General features: G+C 58.1%; 14 protein-coding genes. 13 read left to right on the top strand and 1 reads right to left on the bottom strand.

Annotated features, from left to right (window positions below):
* The first annotated feature begins 130 nt into the window (after positions 1-130).
* The 13 genes from ATO67_RS15620 to ATO67_RS15560 all read left to right on the top strand — a co-directional run bounded on the left by ATO67_RS15620 (position 131) and on the right by ATO67_RS15560 (position 14,593).
* Positions 131-1,030, top strand: a complete 900-nt coding sequence (locus ATO67_RS15620) for a LysR family transcriptional regulator (RefSeq protein ID WP_067651175.1) — start codon at positions 131-133, stop codon at positions 1,028-1,030.
* Between the two features lie 87 nt (positions 1,031-1,117).
* Positions 1,118-2,653, top strand: a complete 1,536-nt coding sequence (locus tag ATO67_RS15615; RefSeq protein ID WP_067651172.1) for an ABC transporter substrate-binding protein — start codon at positions 1,118-1,120, stop codon at positions 2,651-2,653.
* A gap of 226 nt (positions 2,654-2,879) precedes the next feature.
* Positions 2,880-3,830, top strand: coding sequence for an ABC transporter permease (locus tag ATO67_RS15610; RefSeq protein WP_067651404.1), 951 nt, complete (start codon positions 2,880-2,882; stop codon positions 3,828-3,830).
* On the top strand, positions 3,827-4,648 hold the full coding sequence (locus tag ATO67_RS15605) for an ABC transporter permease (protein ID WP_067651169.1): 822 nt from the start codon (positions 3,827-3,829) through the stop codon (positions 4,646-4,648). Before ATO67_RS15610 ends, ATO67_RS15605 begins: the two co-directional genes overlap by 4 nt.
* 88 nt (positions 4,649-4,736) lie before the next feature.
* On the top strand, positions 4,737-5,420 hold the full coding sequence (locus ATO67_RS15600; protein ID WP_067651166.1) for an exopolysaccharide biosynthesis protein: 684 nt from the start codon (positions 4,737-4,739) through the stop codon (positions 5,418-5,420).
* 74 nt (positions 5,421-5,494) lie between these two features.
* Entirely contained in the window at positions 5,495-6,448 is a 954-nt protein-coding gene (locus ATO67_RS15595; protein ID WP_067651164.1) for a sugar-binding transcriptional regulator, read from the top strand.
* Positions 6,449-6,591: 143 nt separating this feature from the next.
* Complete coding sequence (locus ATO67_RS15590) at positions 6,592-7,905, top strand: ABC transporter substrate-binding protein (RefSeq protein ID WP_067651161.1); 1,314 nt, start codon at positions 6,592-6,594, stop codon at positions 7,903-7,905.
* A gap of 153 nt (positions 7,906-8,058) precedes the next feature.
* Positions 8,059-8,931 (top strand): carbohydrate ABC transporter permease, encoded by an 873-nt coding sequence (locus tag ATO67_RS15585; RefSeq protein ID WP_042617676.1) that lies wholly within the window; start codon positions 8,059-8,061, stop codon positions 8,929-8,931.
* Positions 8,932-8,942: 11 nt separating this feature from the next.
* Complete coding sequence (locus ATO67_RS15580; RefSeq protein ID WP_067651158.1) at positions 8,943-9,767, top strand: carbohydrate ABC transporter permease; 825 nt, start codon at positions 8,943-8,945, stop codon at positions 9,765-9,767.
* Between the two features lie 11 nt (positions 9,768-9,778).
* Entirely contained in the window at positions 9,779-10,777 is a 999-nt protein-coding gene (locus tag ATO67_RS15575; RefSeq protein WP_067651156.1) for an ABC transporter ATP-binding protein, read from the top strand.
* A complete protein-coding gene (locus ATO67_RS15570) occupies positions 10,774-12,255 on the top strand; it encodes a mannitol dehydrogenase family protein (protein ID WP_067651153.1) in 1,482 nt (493 codons plus the stop codon). The genes ATO67_RS15575 and ATO67_RS15570 overlap by 4 nt, the downstream gene beginning before the upstream one ends.
* Before the next feature lie 16 nt (positions 12,256-12,271).
* Entirely contained in the window at positions 12,272-12,955 is a 684-nt protein-coding gene (locus ATO67_RS15565) for an HAD family hydrolase (protein WP_067651150.1), read from the top strand.
* Between the two features lie 63 nt (positions 12,956-13,018).
* Positions 13,019-14,593 (top strand): FGGY-family carbohydrate kinase, encoded by a 1,575-nt coding sequence (locus ATO67_RS15560; protein WP_067651147.1) that lies wholly within the window; start codon positions 13,019-13,021, stop codon positions 14,591-14,593.
* A gap of 38 nt (positions 14,594-14,631) precedes the next feature.
* Here ATO67_RS15560 and ATO67_RS15555 read toward each other — a convergent pair whose 3' ends face one another.
* Positions 14,632-15,453: a MurR/RpiR family transcriptional regulator gene (locus ATO67_RS15555; RefSeq protein WP_173645945.1), complete on the bottom strand. Its 822-nt coding sequence runs from the start codon at positions 15,451-15,453 to the stop codon at positions 14,632-14,634.
* Positions 15,454-15,614: the final 161 nt, after the last annotated feature.

The raw sequence follows: 15,614 nt of genomic DNA, 5'->3' as shown, positions 1-15,614 counted from the left end.
CGGGCTTGATCCGGGGTCCAGCCGTCTTGCGTCTGCAAGACGAATAGAGTCTTCTGCGATCAAGGACTTGATCGCGCTGGATACCGGGTCTAGCCCGGTATGACGGCCCATTAGAAAACGGAAAACCACCATGAATCTACGCGCATTGATGTATTTCGATGAGCTTGTCCGCACCAGTTCCATGCGCGCGGCGGCGGAAAATCTCAATGTTGCGCCCACCGCTGTCAGCCGCCAGATCGAAAATCTGGAAGAGTATTTCGGCACGCCGCTGGTGGAGCGCTCCAGCCGTGGCGTGACCTTGACGGCAGCGGGAGAGCTTCTTGCGGAACGTGCCGGAAAGACTCTGCGCGAACTTGGTCACGTTCACCAGTTGATCGATGATCTCAAGGGGCTGGAGCGTGGGCGCGCCACGATCTATGCCAATGGCGCAACAGTCGCCAGCCTGCTGGCACCGGCGCTATCGCAATTCAGCCAGACCTATCCGAAGCTGCGTTTCGATGTCCATATCACCAGCGCCCGTCAGGCTATTGATGCGCTTGTTACGGCACAGGCCGACATCGCCATCACGCTGTTTGCGCCTGAAACCTCCGAGGTGAAAATCCTCGCAAAGCGGGAAATCTGCTATGATGTCATCCTTCCCGCAGAGCACCCACTAGCAGGTAAACCTTCGATTTCATTGAAAGAAATCGCCAATATGCCGTTGGCGTTACCGGAAAAAACATTCGCGGCACGGCAAGCCTTCGACGCGCTATTTGCGCAAGCCGGTGTCACTCTCGATCCGGTCTTCACCGCCAGCTCGCTTGAGTTGCTGAAAGAATTGGTGCTGGACCGCGCAGCCGTTACGCTTCTTCCGGCACTTGCCGTTGCCCGCGAAATCAAGTCCGGGCAGATGGTGGCGATACCTTTGAGCAGTACCAAGGGCGTGCGCACACATATGGAACTTTGCGTTGCACCAGACCGTGACTTGTCCTTTGCGGCCGCCACGCTTGCCGGTTTCATCGAGACCTTCATGGGCAACCTGCCAAAATAGACGGTTGATTTTTACCTCTGATGTCGTGTAGCGATTTTCGCAACGCGCTGAACACAAAATGTTCGCACCACTCGACCGGAGTTGACGATGATCCGCAGCACTCTTTCGCAATCTGCAAAATTCACACGCCGTTTGGCCCTTGGCCTTGCCGTCGCCACTGCTCTTTCAGCCATGCTGCCCGCGACCTCGGTGTTTGCAGCCGCTAAAAACTCCATCGTCATCGGCATGGGCGGCGAACCGTCGGGCCTCGATCCCACCGTCGCCGCGCCCGTCTTCATCGGGCAGGTCACATGGCAGAACATCTTCGAAGGGCTCGTTACGATCGACAGGGATGGCAAGATTCAGCCGCAACTGGCAGACAGCTGGGAAATATCCGAAGACGGAAAGACCTATACATTCAAGCTGCATGAGGGCGTGAAATTCCACGATGGAGAGGTTTTCGATTCCGCTGTCGCCAAGTCGTCGCTGGAGCGCGCGCGTGGTGACGCCTCCGTCAATCCGCAGAAGCGGTTCTTTGCGGCCATCAGCAGCATCGAAACGCCTGATGCAACGACGCTTGTTCTCAAACTGAAGCAGCCCTCTGGCAGCCTGCTCTATTGGCTCGGCTGGCCCGCTTCGGTCATGGTCGGCACCAAGTCTGCCGAAACCAACAAGACGATACCCATCGGCACCGGTCCGTTCAAGTTCGTCAATTGGGCCAAGGGCGACAAGGTCGAGTTGGCGCGCAACATGGATTACTGGAACAAGGATGTAACCGTCGCGCTTGATAAGGCCACCTTCCGTTTTATTCCCGATCCGCAGGCTCAAGCCGCTGCGCTGAAATCCGGCGATGTCGATGCCTTTCCCGAATTCGGCGCACCAGAGCTGATGGCGTCTTTCGAGGGCGATGCGCGGCTCGGTACCTTCATCGGCAACACCGAGCTGAAGGTCGTTGCGGGCATGAACAACGCCGTCAAACCCTTCAACGACAAGCGCGTTCGCCAGGCTTTGATGATGGCGGTGGATCGAGCCACCATCATAGAAGGCGCATGGTCCGGCTTCGGTACGGCCATCGGCAGCCATTACACGCCCAATGATCGCGGCTATGTGAATACGACCGGCGTTCTGTCCTATGATGCGGAAAAGGCGAAGGCGCTGCTGGCTGAGGCGGGATATCCCAACGGGCTGAGCTTCACCATCAAGGCACCGCAGATGCCTTACGCACAGCGCACCTCGCAGGTCCTGCAAGCGATGTTTGCCGAAATCGGCGTGACGATGACCATCGAAACCACGGAATTTCCGGCCAAATGGGTATCGGATGTGCTGAAGGGCGCCAATTACGAAATGACCATCGTCGCCCATGCGGAACCGATGGATATCGATATATTCTCGCGCGATCCCTATTATTTCAACTATAAGAACCCGACCTTCAACGAGATCATCAAGAATGTCGAACTGACCGCTGATCCCGTCGAGCAGGAAGAGCTTTATCAGGATGCACAGAAAATTCTGGCGCAGGATGTGCCAGCGCTTTTCCTCTTCGTCATGCCGAAGCTCGGCGTGTGGGACAAAAAAATACAGGGTCTGTGGGAGAATGAGCCGATCCCGTCCAACGTGCTGACGGATGTGCATTGGGAAGAGTGATGTTTTGTTTGCCGTATAGTGATGGTGGGTGGGGCTTACCCCCCTCTGTCCTGCCGGACATCTCCCCCTCAAAGGGGGAGATCGATAAGCGGCGATCTTCCGGCCACCTTGAACGCTGCGGATTGGGTGACGAGGGCGCGTCTTTCCGATCTCCCCACATGAGGGGGAGATGTCCGGCAGGACAGAGGGGGGTAAGCCCCACCCACCGTCATATACGGGCCTCAACATGATCGCCCTCATCGTCAAACGCATCCTCGGCCTCCTTCTCACCCTGCTCGCCGTATCCTTCCTCATCTACACCGTCATGGGCCTGCTACCGGGAGACCCCGCCGCCATCATGCTCGGCACCTCGGCCAGTCCCGATACACTTGCGGCATTGCAAAAGCAGATGGGTCTCGATCAGCCTCTCGTGCTGCGCTACCTGCAATGGCTCGCGGCGATGGCGCGAGGCGATCTGGGGCAATCCTATACTTACGGCGTTCCAGTGGCGGGGCTCATCCTCGACAGGCTTACCGTCACCCTGCCACTCGCTCTCATCGCCGTCGGCCTGTCCATCCTCATCGCCCTGCCGTTGGGTGTCATGGCCGCGCGATACAGAGGCGGCGTGATCGATTTTCTGTGCGGTCTGTTTTCCCATGCGGGCATCGCCGTGCCCGGCTTCTGGGTCGGGCTTTTGCTCATCCTTCTCTTCTCCACCACACTCGGCTGGATGCCCGCAGGCGGCTTTCCGGGCTGGCAGGCAGGTGCGGATGTGGCATTGAAGGCGCTCGTTCTTCCGGCGGTGGCGCTTGCCTTCTCTCAAGCCAGTGTGCTGACGCGGGTCTGCCGCTCGGCCATGCTGGAGGTGATGAGCGAGGATTTCGTGCGGACTGTTCGCGCCAAGGGCATTGGTGAGGCCGCGACCTTGTGGAAACACGTTCTGCCCAATGCTCTGATTCCCGTCATCACCATGATCGGCCTGCAATTCACGTTCCTGATTGCAGGTACGGTGCTGGTGGAAAACGTCTTCAACCTGCCGGGGCTCGGGCGTCTCGCCTATCAGGCGCTGACACAGCGAGACATCGTCGTCATGCAATCGGTCGTGCTCTTCTTCTGCGCGCTGGTCATCGTGATGAATTTCCTTGTCGATATGGCCTATCTGCTGATTGATCCGCGGTTGCGGGCGCGTGCTGCATGAGACGCTTCAATCGCCGCAGTGTCCCTCTTCTCACTGGTGCCATCATCACCGGCGCTCTTGTTGCCATTGCGCTGCTGTCGCTCGTCTGGACACCGCAGATACCCACGAAGATGCACATCGTCGCCAAGTTAAAGCCGCCGTTGACGCAGGGTCTGTTGGGTACCGATCAGTTCGGGCGTGATATTCTCTCGATGCTGATGGTCGGGGCGTGGAATTCGCTCTCTACCGCCGTCGTGGCGGTTGCCATCGGCGCGACCATCGGCACGCTCGTCGGCATTTTTGCCGCCGCGCAACGCGGTGTCGTCGAGGCTTTGCTCATGCGTCTTTGCGATATCGTCTTCGCACTGCCACCCATCCTTTCGGCGATGATGCTGGGTGCTTTTATCGGCTCCGGCCGCTTCACTGCCATCGTCGCCATCGCCACCTTCATGGTGCCGGTGTTTGCTCGGCTCACCTGTGCGGCGGCTCTGCAATTATGGGCGCGGGACTTTGTGTTGGCGGCGGAAAGCCTGGGGCGGAGCAGGGGCGGTATTACCTTCACCCACATTCTGCCGAACCTCACCAACCTTATCATCGTGCAGGTCAGCATCCAGCTGGGTCTTGCTATCCTGACCGAAGCGGGCCTCAGCTTCCTCGGTCTCGGCATGCCACCGCCCGCACCTACCTGGGGCCGGATGTTGTGGGAATCGCAGACCTATCTGTCCGCCGCGCCCTGGCTCGCGATCCTCCCCGGCTTGGCAATCGCGCTGGCGGTTCTCGGCTTCAATCTGCTGGGCGACGGCTTGCGGGATTTGCTCGACCCGAGACTGCGCCGTTAGCGAAACAACGACAATGTGAGGCAGATGTCGTATTGCTGCCGCCATTGCTCTGTTACAGCGGGGGCCATAATCTTGGAGTTGAAACCCTATGCTGCGCCTGTCGGACAATCCCGCTCTATCCGGTTCGGTCGATGATGCCGATCTGGCATTGACGGAACCCGCCACGCCGAAAGTCGGCCTTGTCGATATTCTGCAAGGGCTTGCCAGCGATGAAAGCCGTGAGCGCATTGCCGTCGGCGATCTTCTGTCTGCCATGGGCGATCGTGCCTTCGGCGCGTTGATGCTGGTCTTTGCGCTGCCCAACATCGTGCCGACACCGCCCGGGACATCGGCGATAACTGGAACGCCGCTGGTCTTTTTGGCAGCCCAGCTTTTCGCAGGAAAGAGTCCTTGGCTGCCACGCATGATCTCAGATCGTTCGCTGGCGCGGGAAGATTTCGCCCGCGTCGTTCAAAAGATCGTCCCTGTTCTGCTGTGGGTTCAGAAGCTTCTGAAGCCGCGCATGGAAGTCCTTCTTTTGCCGGTATGCGAGCGTCTGATTGGCCTTGTCTGTCTGCTTCTTGCGGTCATTCTGGCCCTGCCCATTCCACTCGGCAACATCCTGCCCGCTATCGCAATATGCTGTTTTTCCTTCGCTCTTCTGGAACGCGACGGCCTGTTTGCCCTTATCGGCGGTGTTCTATCGGTGATCTCGCTGGCGGTCGTCAGCGGCGTGATTTATGGCATTGCCAAAGCCACGCTTTATTTCGTGGTCGGACCATTGTTGGGGTGAGCGTGCCTCGCCGCGTTTGACATGGGCTCTAGAAAAATGTCAGCACAGTGGAAATATGACGTAAGGGCAGGCATATGGCCAAACGATCCGAAACAGGTGGACGGCTAGATGACGCGGCGCGGGCCGGGTGGCTCTATTACGTTGCCGGTCGCACGCAGGATGAGATCGCTGCCGCCATGAGCATTTCCCGCCAGTCGGCGCAGCGCCTCGTGTCGTTGGCGGTTGCCGAACGACTGATCAAGGTCCGGCTCGACCACCCCATTGCCGCTTGCCTGGAAAAAAGCGAGGCCCTGCGGGCACGGTTTTCGCTGAAATATGTCGAGGTCGTACCAAGCGATCCCGCTGGCGTTTCCTCCACCGTCGGCATTGCCGAGGCGGGAGCGGCGGAAATCGAACGCTGGCTGCGCAAGACAGACCCCATCGTGCTGGCCATCGGCACGGGCCGAACGCTGAAAGCGGCGGTCGATCAGTTGCCACCGATGGAATGCCCGCAACACCGCATCGTCTCGCTGACCGGCAATATCGGGCCGGATGGCTCTGCGGCCTATTACAACGTCATCTTCAGCATGGCCGATGCCATCAAGGCGCGGCACTTTCCCATGCCTTTGCCGGTTCTCTGTTCGTCGGCGGAAGAGCGGGAATTGCTGCATGATCAGTCCATGGTCCGCTCCACGCTCGCACTGGGTGCCGCTGCCGATGTGACCTTCGTCGGTGTCGGTCAGTTGGCAGAGGACGCGCCGCTCTGCGTCGATGGCTTTCTTGAGGTTCAGGAAATGCGCGACCTCATAGCCAAAGGCGGTGCGGGCGAGATTTGCGGCTGGTCGTTCGACCGGGATGGCCGGATCCTCGACACGCCGATCAATGATCGTGTCGCCTCCGTTCCCCTGCCACCACGCGAGACAAGCACGGTGATCGGTATTGCCCAGGGCAAGCAAAAATCACCTGCCATTCTCGCCGCGTTGCGCGGTGGCCTGCTCAATGGCGTGATAACGGATGAGGCTTCAGCCGAATATTTGCTCAGAGATTGAGCAGAAATATCATCGTTATTTCAGTATGTTAGTTATTCCTTGTGCATCGCAGCGCAGGTAAGTGCTTGACTTCCGTCTCCCAAAAGTGAGTATTTGCCCTAGAGCAAAGCGAATGCTCACTAACTTCTTCTGGGAGGAAGATCATGACATTGAAGACACTTCTGCTGGGCGCGTGCTCGGCTCTCGCCTTTTCGGGCCTCGCTTCTGCAGAAACGCTGACCATCGCCACCGTCAACAACGGTGACATGATCCGCATGCAGGGACTGACATCCGAATTCACTGCCAAAAACCCTGATATACAGGTTGAATGGGTCACGCTGGAAGAAAACGTCCTGCGTGAGCGCGTCACCACCGATATCGCTACCAATGGCGGTCAGTACGACATCATGACCATCGGCAACTACGAAGTGCCGATCTGGGCCAAGCAGGGCTGGCTTCTGCCGCTTGAAAAGCTGGGCGAAGGCTATGACGTCGCAGACATGCTGCCATCCATCAAAGGTGGCCTGACGGTCGACAGCAAGCTTTACGCTGCACCGTTCTACGGTGAATCCGCCATGATCATGTATCGCAAGGATCTGTTTGAAAAAGCAGGCCTGAAGATGCCTGAAAACCCAACTTGGGAATTCATTGGCGATGCAGCCCGCAAGATCACCGACCGCACGGCCGATGTGAATGGCATGTGCCTTCGTGGCAAGGCCGGTTGGGGCGAGAACATGGCCTTCATCACGGCGCTGACCAACTCCTTTGGCGGCCGCTGGTTTGATGAAAACTGGAAGCCACAGTTCGATCAGCCTGAATGGAAGAACGCGCTTCAGTTCTACGTTGACCTGATGAAGGATGCCGGTCCATCGGGCGCATCGTCCAACGGCTTCAACGAAAACCTGACGCTGTTCCAGCAGGGCAAATGCGGCATGTGGATCGACGCCACGGTTGCAGCCTCCTTCGTATCGAACCCTAAAGATAGCAAAGTCGCCGATCAGGTTGGCTATGCACTCTTCCCAACGCAGGGCGAAATGAAGAACCATGGCAACTGGCTCTGGTCCTGGAACCTCGCCATTCCAAAGAGCTCGCAGAAGGCTGAAGCCGCCGAAAAGTTCATTGCCTGGGCAACCAGCAAGGAATACACGCAGCTCGTCGCCTCCAAGGATGGCTGGGCCAACGTGCCTCCTGGCACCCGTACCTCGCTCTACAAGAACGCTGACTACCAGAAGGCCGCAGGCTTTGCAGCACCGACGCTTGCTGCCATGAATGCTGCCGATATCACCAAGCCAACGGTCAAGCCTGTGCCTTACACAGGTGGTCAGTTCGTAGCGATCCCTGAGTTCCAGTCGCTCGGCACCACGGTTGGTCAGCTGTTCTCGGCGGTGGTTGCCGGTCAGTCCAGCGTTGATGATGCGCTTGCCAGCGCCCAGTCCACAGCCACGCGCGAAATGACGCGCTCGGGATACATCAAGTAATCCTCCCGAAAACAGCCGCCCGGTCGTGATGACCGGGCGGCGCGTTTGCTGAACAGACTTTTTCACAGATACCGATTGCTACCCGTTCAGAACAAGAAAATGCCAAGCGTTCCGCGTGATTGACCGCGCGGTTCCGAATTGGGAGGGAGCCGCATGGCGACGCAAAACACTAAAAATCTGGCGCGGTTGATGATGGCGCCGTCGGTTGTCATGCTTCTGGTGTGGATGATCGTGCCACTGTCCATGACGCTGTGGTTCTCTTTCCAGAATTACAATCTGCTGAACCCGGCCAATGTCAGCTTTGCCGGCCTGTTCAATTACCAGTATTTTTACACCGACCCGGCCTTCTTCCAATCCATCTGGAACACGCTCGTCATCGTCGGCGGCGTGCTGCTGATCACGATCATCGGCGGCATCGGCCTTGCGCTGTTGCTGGACCAGCCCATTTTCGGGCAGGGCATCGTGCGCATTCTCGTCATCTCGCCGTTTTTCGTCATGCCACCGGTGGCCGCACTCGTGTGGAAGAACATGATCATGCATCCCGGTTACGGCGTGCTGGCAGACCTCAGCCGGTTCTTCGGGGCGCAGCCGATCGACTGGTTCTCGCAGTTTCCGCTGCTGTCCATCGTCATCATTGTTGCATGGCAGTGGCTGCCTTTCGCAACGCTGATCCTGCTGACAGCCCTTCAATCGCTGGATGGCGAGCAGAAGGAAGCCGCTGAGATGGATGGCGCGAGCTTCTTCAGCCGCTTCATTTATCTGACGTTGCCGCATCTGGCCCGCGCTATTACCGTGGTCATTCTCATCCAGACGATCTTCCTGCTTGGCGTCTACGCGGAAATTCTCGTCACCACCAATGGTGGACCGGGCTACGCCTCGACCAATCTCGCCTTCCTCATCTACCGCACGGCGCTGCTTGGCTATGATGTGGGTGGTGCGTCCGCAGGCGGCATCATCGCCGTTATCCTTGCCAATATCGTCGCCATCTTCCTGATGCGCGCCGTCGGCAAAAACCTCGATCGATAGGAGTACGGATCATGGCTCGTAATGTCTCGACGCGCTCCAAAATCGGCTTCACCATTGTTGCCTGGGCTTTAGCACTTCTGTTGTTCTTCCCCATCCTCTATGCGTTTCTCACGTCCTTAAAGACGGAGCCGGAAGCCATTGCGGGCTTCAGCCTCTGGCCATCGGGCACGTTTGAAAACTACATCACGGTCAACACCCAGCGTGATTATTTCAAGCCCTTCATGAACTCGGTGATCCTGTCGGTTGGCTCCACCATCGTCGCCCTCATCATCGCCATTCCGGCTGCCTGGGCCATGGCCTTTTCGCCGACAAAGCGCACCAAGGATATCTTGATGTGGATGCTCTCCACCAAGATGATGCCGGCCGTTGCCGTGCTGGTGCCGATCTATCTTCTGTTCCGCAATGCAGGGCTCCTGGATACGCGCATCGGGCTCACCATCATGCTCACCTTCATTAACCTGCCGATTGTGGTGTGGATGCTCTACACATATTTCCGGGAAATTCCGGGCGAAATCCTCGAAGCTGCACGCATGGATGGCGCATCCTTGTGGAACGAGATCGTCTATGTGCTGACGCCGATGGCGATCCCCGGCATTGCCTCCACACTGCTTCTCAACATCATTCTGGCGTGGAACGAGTCCTTCTGGACCATTCGCCTCACCACCACCAATGCGGCACCGCTCACGGCCTTCATCGCCTCCTTCTCCAGCCCGCAGGGCCTGTTCTGGGCCAAGCTGTCTGCGGCCTCGATGATGGCGATTGCGCCGATCCTCGTGCTTGGCTGGTTTTCCCAGAAACAACTCGTTCGCGGCCTCACCTTTGGCGCGGTGAAATAAGGAACAAGAAAATGGGCAGCATTTCCCTTAAAAACGTTTCCAAGGTCTTTGGTGAAGCCAAGGTCATTCCGTCTATCGATCTTGATATCAAGGATGGCGAGTTCGTCGTCTTCGTTGGCCCATCCGGCTGCGGCAAGTCCACGCTGCTGCGCCTCATTGCAGGGCTTGAGGATGTCACCGGCGGGCAGATCATCATCGATGGCAAGGATGTGAGCGAGAAGGCACCGGCAGAACGCGGGCTTGCCATGGTGTTTCAGTCCTATGCGCTTTATCCGCATATGAGTGTGCGCAACAATATCGGCTTTCCGCTCAAAATGGCCAAGCTCGACAAGGCCGTCATCGACAAGAAGGTCAATGATGCAGCAGCCGTTCTGAACCTCACCGATTATCTCGACCGTCGCCCATCGCAACTCTCAGGCGGCCAGCGCCAGCGTGTCGCCATCGGTCGTGCCATCGTGCGCGAGCCATCGGCGTTTCTGTTCGATGAGCCGCTATCCAACCTCGATGCGTCCTTGCGCGGCACCATGCGGCTGGAAATCTCCGAGCTGCACAACACGCTGAAGACGACGATGATTTACGTCACCCACGATCAGGTGGAAGCCATGACCATGGCTGACAAGATCGTCGTGCTCAATCGCGGCAATATCGAGCAGGTCGGCTCTCCGATGGAGCTTTACAAGACGCCGCGCAACCTCTTCGTCGCAGGCTTCATCGGCTCGCCGCGCATGAATTTCGTCAAGGGCGCCTACGCTGCCGCAAAGGGTGGCGATACGGTCGGTGTTCGCCCCGAACATCTGCTGCTGTCCAAGGAAAGCGGTCTGTGGCAGGGCAAGGTCACGGTGGCCGAACATCTGGGTTCCGACACCTTCATCCACATCAATGTCGATGACATCGGCATGGTCACGGCGCGCGCAGGCGGCGAGTTCGCCTGCCAGCACGGCGATACCGTCTACCTCACGCCCGATGACACCAAAATCCACAAGTTCGACAGCAAGGGCCTGGCCATATGACATTCAAACTCTCGCTCGCCACGCTTGAACAGGCGAAAGCGACGGCGGCTGTTCCGTCCTATTCGCGCAGTGACCTTTCCGCTGGCATCGTGCATTTCGGCGTCGGCAATTTCCATCGCGCCCATCAGGCGATCTATCTGGACGATCTGTTCAACACAGGCGCCGATCACGACTGGGCCATTGTCGGCGCGGGCGTTCTGCCATCAGATGCTGTGATGCGCGAGAAGCTGGCGAGCCAGGATTTTCTGACAACCGTGGTGGAGCAGGATAACAACCGCACCAGCGCACGCGTTACCGGACCGATGATCGACATTCTCAAGATCGGCGACACCGCGGTCATCATCGATACGCTGGCCGACCCGAAAATTCGCATCGTCTCGATGACGATCACCGAAGGCGGCTATTTCATCGACGCCTCTGGCGCGTTCAATCCCCAGCATCCGGCCATTACCGAAGACGGCAACAACCCGGCGGTACCCAAGACTGTTTTCGGTCTGATCGTCGCTGGCCTCAAGGCCCGCAAGGACAAAGGCCTCCAGCCCTTCACCGTCATGTCCTGCGATAACATTCCCCACAACGGCAAGGTCACGAAAAACGCAGTCGTCGGGCTTGCTGCGCTCTCCGATCCTGATTTCGCCAACTGGATCAGCGATAACGTCTCCTTCCCCAATTCCATGGTGGACCGCATCACGCCTGCCACCGGTCAGCGCGAGCGCGATATCGCCCGCGACGATTTCGGCATTGACGACAACTGGCCGGTCTTCTGCGAAGAGTTCAAGCAATGGGTCATGGAAGACAATTTTCCCGCAGGTCGTCCCGCGCTGGAAAAGGTCGGTGTGCAATTCGTGCCCGAAGTCGCACCCTATGAGCATATGAAGATCCGCATCCTCAACGGTGGCCATGCGGCGATTGCCTATCCCGCAGCTCTTCTCGATATCCACTTCGTGCATGAGGCGATGGAGCATCCGCTGATCCGCGCTTTTCTGGCGAAGCTGGAGAAGGAAGAGATCATCCCGATCATTCCGCCGGTGCCGGATACCGATCTCAACGAGTATTTCGGCCTGATCGAGCGCCGCTTCCTGAACCCCAAGATCGGCGACACGATCCCACGCCTTGCTCAGGACGGCTCCAACCGCCAGCCCAAATTCATTCTGCCATCGACGACGGATCGTCTTGAAAAGGGCGATGATATCGTCGGTCTCTCGCTGGTCTCGGCGCTCTGGTGCAGGTATTTTGCAGGCACATCAGACAGCGGCGCGCAGATCGTGTTCAACGATGCCAGCGCCGAGCGCCTGCAGGCTGCCGCCATCAAGGCGAAGGACGATCCGATGGCGTTTCTCGCCCTTGACGATATCTTTGGCGATGTCGCAAAATCCGAACTGTTCCGCAAACGCTTCTCCCATGCCTTGAAGACGCTGTGGGAGAAGGGTACGGCAGAAACGATTGAGCTTTACCTGCAAAACAAACTCGTCAGTTGACGAAAAGAGATGTGCCATGCAAACCGGAAACGCGCCTCTGCTGATCTTTGATTGCGACGGCGTTCTCGTGGATAGCGAGCCGGTTTCGATTGCGGTGCTGATCGACATGGTCGCCCATCAGGGCGTCCAGATCACCGAAGAGGAAGCCTATCAGCGCTTCCTAGGTCGCAGTGTGACCAGCATGACGGCGACGTTGTGGGAGGAGTATGGTGTCGAGACCGATATCGACTTTCTCGAGCATATGCGCAGTGAACTCTTCCAGCGCTTTCGCGACGAGTTGAAAGCGATTGAGGGCATGGCAGAAACGCTGGATCGCATCACGGTGCCGCGCTGCGTCGCGTCGTCCAGCCAACCGGAGCGCATTCGTTATTCGCTGGGCCTCACCGGCCTCCTGGACAAGCTCGAACCCCATATTTTCAGCGCTACGATGGTCAAAAACGGCAAGCCAGCGCCCGATCTTTTCCTGCATGCGGCGGATCAGATGCAGGTGGAGCCGAGAGACTGCATCGTCATCGAGGACAGCCCTGCCGGAATTGCCGCTGCGAAAGCAGCTGGCATGCGGGTGTTTGCCTTTACCGGCGGCTCGCATGCCCGTTTCCCGGCATTTCGTGACCATATTGCCAGCCTGAAACCTGATCTGATGTTTGACGCCATGCCGGATTTGGTCCAACTTGTGGCCGATCAAACTGCGCGGATTTAAAGGTATCGGTGCTGTCTGCAACCATGCGCAATGGTCGCGATTAAGGGATGGGAATTTAGCTTGATGCGTCAACATCTTGTTGCTGTCGATGTCGGCACGGGCAGCGCTCGCGCTGGCGTTTTCGATGCGAGCGGCAGGCTGATGGCGCGTGCAACCCACCCCATTCTCATGCAGAGGCCGAAGGAAAATCACGCAGAGCATGATTCCGCAGATATCTGGAACGCCGTCTGCATTGCCGTGCGCAAGACCATGGCCGATGCCGGTATTGCGGCCACTGCGGTTGCGGCTATCGGTTTTGATGCCACCTGTTCGCTGGTGGTTCGTGGGCCGCAAGGTCAGCAGGTTACGGTGTCCACGTCAGGCGACGACCGCTTCGACACCATCGTCTGGCTGGATCATCGTGCCATCGCGGAAGCAGATTTTCTAAGCAGCTCCGGCCATCCCGTGCTGGATTTCGCAGGCGGATCGATTTCGCCTGAGATGCAGATGCCGAAGCTGATGTGGCTGAAGAAGCATCTCCCGGAAAGCTGGTCCAAAGCCGGATATTTCTTCGATCTCGCCGACTTTCTGACATGGAAGGCAAGCGGTAGCGTGAAGCGTTCCAATTGCACACTGACCGCCAAATGGAATTTTCTGGCGCATGAGGGGCAGGGCTGGAGCCAGGACTATTTGGAGCTGGCAGGCATTGGCGATCTTCTCCAGCGCGGCAACCTGCCCACAGAAACAGTTGCGCCCGGCCAGAGCGTCGGCAAGCTCTCGGCGCAAGCCGCTGAAGAACTTGGGCTTGATACCGAATGCGAAGTCGCAGCTGGCATGATCGATGCTTACGCGGGTGCGCTCGGAGCGCTCGGCGGTAGCCTGCAATCGGATGTCGGCAGCAATGTCGCGCTGATTGCCGGGACGTCCAGCTGCCTCGTGACGCTGACACCGAAACGCATGCCCGGCCACAGCCTCTGGGGGCCATACTGGCAGGCGGTGCTGCCTGGCCACTGGCTGGTGGAAGGCGGGCAATCGGCCACCGGCGCGCTTTTGGACCACGTCGTGCGCATGCATGCCGCAGGCGGCGAGCCGACATCTGCACTCCACGCCCGCATTGTGGAACGGGTGCTGGATTTACGTCGCGCGGAAGGTGAAGGTTTTGCCGATCACCTGCATGTCCTGCCGGACTTCCACGGTAACCGCTCGCCCTTGGCCGATCCGCATGCGCGTGGCGTCGTCAGCGGGCTGACGCTCGACACGTCTTTCGACAGCCTCTGCCGTCTGTACTGGCGCACCGCTGTGTCCATCGCGCTTGGCGCCCGGCACGTCTTGGATGCCATGGAGGGCTTTGGCTACAGGGTTGAAACGCTGCACGTCACCGGCGGCCATGTGCACAACCCGCTGCTGATGGAACTTTACGCCGATGTCACCGGAAAACGCATCGTCATTCCTGCCACCGCAGATGCGGTGCTGCTTGGCACCGCCATGGCGGCGGCCTCTGCGGGCGGAGTACATAAGGGGCTCGCGGCTGCCGGTGCCGCCATGTACTCTGTTGGTGAAGAGACAATATCGAGTGGCGAACGCAAACAGCGTTACGAGCGCGACTATCAGCGTTTTCTCGCCATGTACCGCCATCGCGCTGAACTCGAAGCCATCTGACGGCAAAAAGGAGCGGCGCTTGCGCCGCTCTCAGTCATTCAGCCATTCAGCGCGCGCTGCATATCGCCTATGCGGCGGTTCCGGTCTTTGCGTCCGGTTTCGCTTTTCTGTGATAGCGAGTGAAGCATGAACTCGGTGATCGCCACCAGTTGCAGCATGCTATGCCCACCATTCTGGCTCAACGGAATGGTCAGACAGATGTCCGCACTATCAGGTCCCCACTCGTAAAACCGGGTGGTGATCAGCACCGTCTTGTAGCCAGCCTTCATGGCCATCTTCGCCAAACGCTGCAAAGCCGCAAGGTTGCCACCGCAGTCCATCAATATCAGTAGGGTGCCTTCAACGGGCTCATCCATCAGCGAGATGTATGTCGCGCCGTCACGCTGCAAATAGTGAACGCTCTCACGTGATTCCAGAAGCTTGGTGTAAAAGTAGCGACATATGCCAAAGCTTTCGGCGGACGAAGCCACAAATACCTTTTTGCTTTCGGCAATGTTGTTGAGCGCCGTTTTCCACACGGACTGTCCCGCCAGATCATAGACCGCCTGGACCGCCTGAATTTGTTGCAGCATCAACGATGAAAGCGGTGTCTGCGGTGCTTCCTGCGCTGCTGCAGCTGCTGTTTCTGAGACGTGCGATTCGTCGCGCAGATGTTCGCGAATATCGCTGAGCTGTCTGTAGCCGAGTGACCGCAGAAAACGACCAACGGTCATCGGGCTCAGGCTCAGTTTCTCTGCCAGTGTTGCAGCCGTTTCGAACGGCAGTTCGGCCAGGTGCTCAATAAGGTATTTTGCAATTCTTCGCTCAGACGGCGTACCTGTCTTGAGCGAACGGGTGAGATCGATCAGCAATTTTTCCAACGACGCCTCTTTTTCTTGTCTTTAGCGGACGATGGTACTCAAGCGAGATTTCCCGCTGCCATTCGTGACGACTAGGTTGTACAAAAGGCCAAGTGTTATCCCGTTGATCCCCACTCCGACGAGAATATACCACTTTTTGCCTGTTTGTTTTTATAGTTTAG

The sequence above is a fragment of the Agrobacterium bohemicum genome (assembly GCF_001562555.1).
Classification (GTDB): Bacteria; Pseudomonadota; Alphaproteobacteria; order Rhizobiales; family Rhizobiaceae; genus Agrobacterium; species Agrobacterium bohemicum.
The sequence above is the reverse complement of the archived record's forward strand: the minus strand, read 5'-3'. Positions and strand labels throughout refer to the sequence as shown.

Bases quoted from the DNA above. Each gene is read 5' to 3' on its own strand.
- ATO67_RS15560 (WP_067651147.1), top strand. From the start codon at position 13,019: ATGCGTCAACATCTTGTTGCTGTCGATGTCGGCACGGGCAGCGCTCGC.
- ATO67_RS15620 (WP_067651175.1), top strand. From the start codon at position 131: ATGAATCTACGCGCATTGATGTATTTCGATGAGCTTGTCCGCACCAGT.
- ATO67_RS15585 (WP_042617676.1), top strand. From the start codon at position 8,059: ATGGCGACGCAAAACACTAAAAATCTGGCGCGGTTGATGATGGCGCCG.
- ATO67_RS15610 (WP_067651404.1), top strand. From the start codon at position 2,880: ATGATCGCCCTCATCGTCAAACGCATCCTCGGCCTCCTTCTCACCCTG.
- ATO67_RS15600 (WP_067651166.1), top strand. From the start codon at position 4,737: ATGCTGCGCCTGTCGGACAATCCCGCTCTATCCGGTTCGGTCGATGAT.
- ATO67_RS15615 (WP_067651172.1), top strand. From the start codon at position 1,118: ATGATCCGCAGCACTCTTTCGCAATCTGCAAAATTCACACGCCGTTTG.
- ATO67_RS15570 (WP_067651153.1), top strand. From the start codon at position 10,774: ATGACATTCAAACTCTCGCTCGCCACGCTTGAACAGGCGAAAGCGACG.
- ATO67_RS15595 (WP_067651164.1), top strand. From the start codon at position 5,495: ATGGCCAAACGATCCGAAACAGGTGGACGGCTAGATGACGCGGCGCGG.
- ATO67_RS15575 (WP_067651156.1), top strand. From the start codon at position 9,779: ATGGGCAGCATTTCCCTTAAAAACGTTTCCAAGGTCTTTGGTGAAGCC.
- ATO67_RS15580 (WP_067651158.1), top strand. From the start codon at position 8,943: ATGGCTCGTAATGTCTCGACGCGCTCCAAAATCGGCTTCACCATTGTT.
- ATO67_RS15565 (WP_067651150.1), top strand. From the start codon at position 12,272: ATGCAAACCGGAAACGCGCCTCTGCTGATCTTTGATTGCGACGGCGTT.
- ATO67_RS15590 (WP_067651161.1), top strand. From the start codon at position 6,592: ATGACATTGAAGACACTTCTGCTGGGCGCGTGCTCGGCTCTCGCCTTT.
- ATO67_RS15605 (WP_067651169.1), top strand. From the start codon at position 3,827: ATGAGACGCTTCAATCGCCGCAGTGTCCCTCTTCTCACTGGTGCCATC.